Below are 3414 nucleotides of genomic sequence, written 5' to 3'. Positions count from 1 at the left end.
ATCCAAGAGAAACGACTGAGCCGTGTTGCGTTCTTACGTGCGGCATTCTTATTGGCTGTCTGACTGTCAATCGTCTGCATAATCCGGTCTTGAAGGTCAACAGGCGGAACAGCGTATTTTGCAGTATTGCTGAGAATCGCAAACATCCTGCGGTCATTTTCCATCTCGTCAGGAATATCATTTCCCGAATTGAAAAACTCGCAAAGAATATTTTCTTCTTCAGGAGTTGAGACCCCTTCGTAGAACTTTTCAAGAAGGTCTTTTATATGATTCATATCTGTAGCCATTGTTCTGGAATTATTTAGTGAAAAAATGAACGGAGTCTACGTCTGCCGCGACTGAGTATCTGTCTGGCGTTTACGGCTGATACTCCCAACACTTCCGCTATGTCATCGGCTGAACAGCCTGCAAATGCACTCATCTCTACAGCCTTTCGTTCTTTTTCAGGTAATCGGCGGAGAGTCGCCGTGACCTCATTGAGCTCGATTGCTTTTTCCGTCCCGCCGTCGCCTGTCGGGATTTCGCGGGTTGTGTCTAAAGGTATCTTTCTTGAGGCACGAGCAGACTCTGTGAGGCATATGTTTCGTATTGCGGAAAGACAATATGCTGCCGGCACTTCTGGAAATATTCCTTTGCAAATGTTCTCCCATATCCGTAACATCGCTGTCTGCACGGCATCTGCGGCATCTTCCGGCGAGCCGGTGATGGCGAGTGCCGCAGCATACATCCTGGCGTTGCAGGGTAGAATATTGTCGGTGAAATATTTTCTTGGCGCTATTTCCATCATTCGTTCGATTTCCCAATAAGACAAACGTAACATAAAAATGTGACAGACCGATGCGAAAAAAACAGATTTTCCTCTGCTTCAAGAAACCCTGCGCAAAAAAACTCCAACCACACACAATCAAGTAACAACCACTTTTACAGATACTCTCTTAAAGATTTCATGTATCTTGTTGTGGATGTTACTTGGTTGTGAGTGGCTGGATATTTAAGAGCTTGTTTAAAAATAAATAAGATCGGCTATTTGCGGATAGAGCGGAGCCAGCGTTCGAGCTCACCGCTCCATTGGGCTTTGTACGGATTGGTATCGCGGAATCCGAAACCGTGCCCGCCATCGGGATATATATGGAGAGAATATGGTATTTTGTTTTTCTGAAGTTTCTCAACGTAATAGATTGTATTCAGCGGGTCTACAGTCTTGTCATCGGATGCAAGAACTATAAATGCGGGAGGTGTCCGGGAGTCAACTCTGTTTTCCAGACTGTATTTCTCAATCATTTCCGGAGTGGGGTTGTCTCCGAGCAGATGATTTCTCGAACCTGTGTGGGTTATGTCTGTCATTGAAATGACAGGATAAAGTAGAATTTCGAAGTCCGGGCGGAATCTTTCTTCACCATGCATGGTGGCGAGAGTGGCGGCGAAATGTCCTCCTGCCGAGCATCCCATGATTCCGATTTCATCGGGATTGACACCGAATTCGGAAGCTTTCTCGCGCATGATGCTGATTGCCTGTCTGCCGTCCTCAAGCGGGACTTCGGGGTGTCCGTTGGGTACGCGATATTTCAGGATAGCGAAAGTTATCCCCTGAGTGTTCATCCAGTCAACGAGCATTTTACCCTCATTGTCGGTGGAGAGATACTTATAACCGCCGCCGGGAGCGCAGATTACAGCTTGTCCGTTAGGTTTCTTTGCCGGATATATCCATAATTCAGGCACAGAGACTTCTGAGACTCTTGGACCGTTCCATTTCTCTTCAGTGTTTTCGTGACCGTTCTTGGTTGGCGCTCCATCTTGCCAAAGCACGATTTTTACAGGTTTCGCTGCGGAAAGAGAGGCTGTTCCGAGCAATAAGAGAGTTGTTGTAATTGTCAGTATACGTTTCATATGTCATGTGGTTTTGGTTGCATGTTTTGTTCTCCGCACTTCTGTCAGTATTCTTTGTGCACAACAAATATACGAAAACTTGGTGATGTGTCAAAATTCAGACGCGTATGGGGTGTGCTCCTTAAGGTTGTGCGAAGATCGAATCGGTGTAATGTGCTTATCTGCAGTGCCGGCAGTCGGGTGAAATGTTGCGTAGGAGACCTGAGACTCCTGCGCGAGTCATCGGAGAGCCTGGGATGAGACGCTGAAGATCTTCGCTGTTTTTTAAACTTTTTATGTCTTCGAAAGAGAGAGAAAGCATTTGGGCGGATGGATGGAAGTCTTCGATGGAGGTGGGTGGGACTCCGCGGTTGTGGGGACATACTCTAAGACATGTGTCGCATCCGTAAATTGAATTTCTTGCGGCTTCTGTTTTCATTACTTCTGATGACTCTTCCAGTATCCATTCCCCTCGGTGCTCGATGGTAAGATATGAGATGCAGAGGCGGCAGTCTATCTGGCAGTTGTCAATTATCGCCTTCCCGGGACAAGCTTTGCGGCAGGCTCCGCAGTGACCGCAATCTCTGGTGTCCGGATTGTCCGGCGCTATGTCAAGGGTTGTAAGTATCTCGACAAGAAACACCATGCTTCCGTATCCCGGAACAATCAGCGCGGAATTGTCACCAATGAATCCTATTCCTGCTTTCTGCGCCCAGTATCGTTCAAGAACAGGAGCTGAGTCGATACAAATCCTGAAGGCACTGTCGGAATAAGTAGCAGAAATCTCATTCAGCGCGGGTTTCAGCAATTTTCTCAGCACCTTATGGTAGTCTTTGCCATAAGCGTATGCGGCAATCTCCCCAAGGTCGGGATTTCTCCATTTGGCAGGCGCATAAGAATAGGCGATGGAAATCACTGTTCTGGCACCATCGAGAAGTAACCTTGGATCACGGCGCAAATCAGGATAATTATACATATATTCCATCCCTGCGTTGTCACCGCGTGACAGCCAATCTGTGAATCCACGCCACACCTCCGAATCCACTGGCTCTGCCTTGGCAAACCCTACGGCGCGTGCCCCCGAGGCAAACAGTATGCTCCGGATTGACTCTTTGTCGCAATCGGTGAGAAATAGCTCTCTTTTAATCATCATGTAAAATTAATAAATTCTTCTCAAACCGGATAAATCAAATCAGAGTAGGTGTTGAAAATTAGCTGATATTGGATTTCATGAAATCTTGAAATCTTGAAATGATTTTGATTTCGAAGAAGGATGTTTAAATGCACTGATTATTTGCATATGATCTGGAAAATTCATATATTTGTAAATCAAATAATATAGTCTTCTTTTCTATGTCCAGATTTGTTGATCCGTTTACAGACACCGGCTTTAAAATAATATTCGGTAAGGAGAATAAATCGAATGAGATTCTTAAAGCCTTTCTGAACGATTTGTTTGAAGACCAACCGGATTTTGATCCGGTTGAGAAATTACACTATCTTAATAATGAGAGGAGTCGTGAAAGTCTGGAAGACAGGGCTATACTC

The 3414-nt window shown here is 45.6% G+C and carries 5 protein-coding genes; 1 reads left to right on the top strand and 4 read right to left on the bottom strand.

Translation table 11 applies throughout. The annotated features are described in order from the left end of the window. The 4 genes from JX312_RS10805 to queG form a co-directional block, all read right to left on the bottom strand. Window positions 1-275 (bottom strand): hypothetical protein (locus JX312_RS10805; protein WP_370541501.1); only part of this gene is annotated, 275 nt, incomplete at its 3' end. A 26-nt stretch (window positions 276-301) separates the two neighbouring features. Further along, complete coding sequence (locus JX312_RS10800; RefSeq protein WP_204458000.1) at window positions 302-820, bottom strand: RNA polymerase sigma factor; 519 nt, start codon at window positions 818-820, stop codon at window positions 302-304. A 203-nt stretch (window positions 821-1023) separates the two neighbouring features. Continuing rightward, window positions 1024-1887: an alpha/beta hydrolase gene (locus tag JX312_RS10795; RefSeq protein WP_204457999.1), complete on the bottom strand. Its 864-nt coding sequence runs from the start codon at window positions 1885-1887 to the stop codon at window positions 1024-1026. 157 nt (window positions 1888-2044) lie between these two features. Beyond that, window positions 2045-3019, bottom strand: a complete 975-nt coding sequence (queG, locus tag JX312_RS10790) for a tRNA epoxyqueuosine(34) reductase QueG (protein ID WP_204457998.1) — start codon at window positions 3017-3019, stop codon at window positions 2045-2047. Between the two features lie 200 nt (window positions 3020-3219). Here queG and JX312_RS10785 point away from each other — a divergent pair. Next, window positions 3220-3414 (top strand): PD-(D/E)XK nuclease family transposase (locus tag JX312_RS10785; protein ID WP_204457997.1); only part of this gene is annotated, 195 nt, incomplete at its 3' end.

The sequence above is a fragment of the Barnesiella sp. CU968 genome (assembly GCF_905219685.1).
Classification (GTDB): domain Bacteria; phylum Bacteroidota; class Bacteroidia; order Bacteroidales; family Muribaculaceae; genus Lepagella; species Lepagella muris_A.
This window is presented reverse-complemented; position numbering and strand designations above follow the sequence as displayed.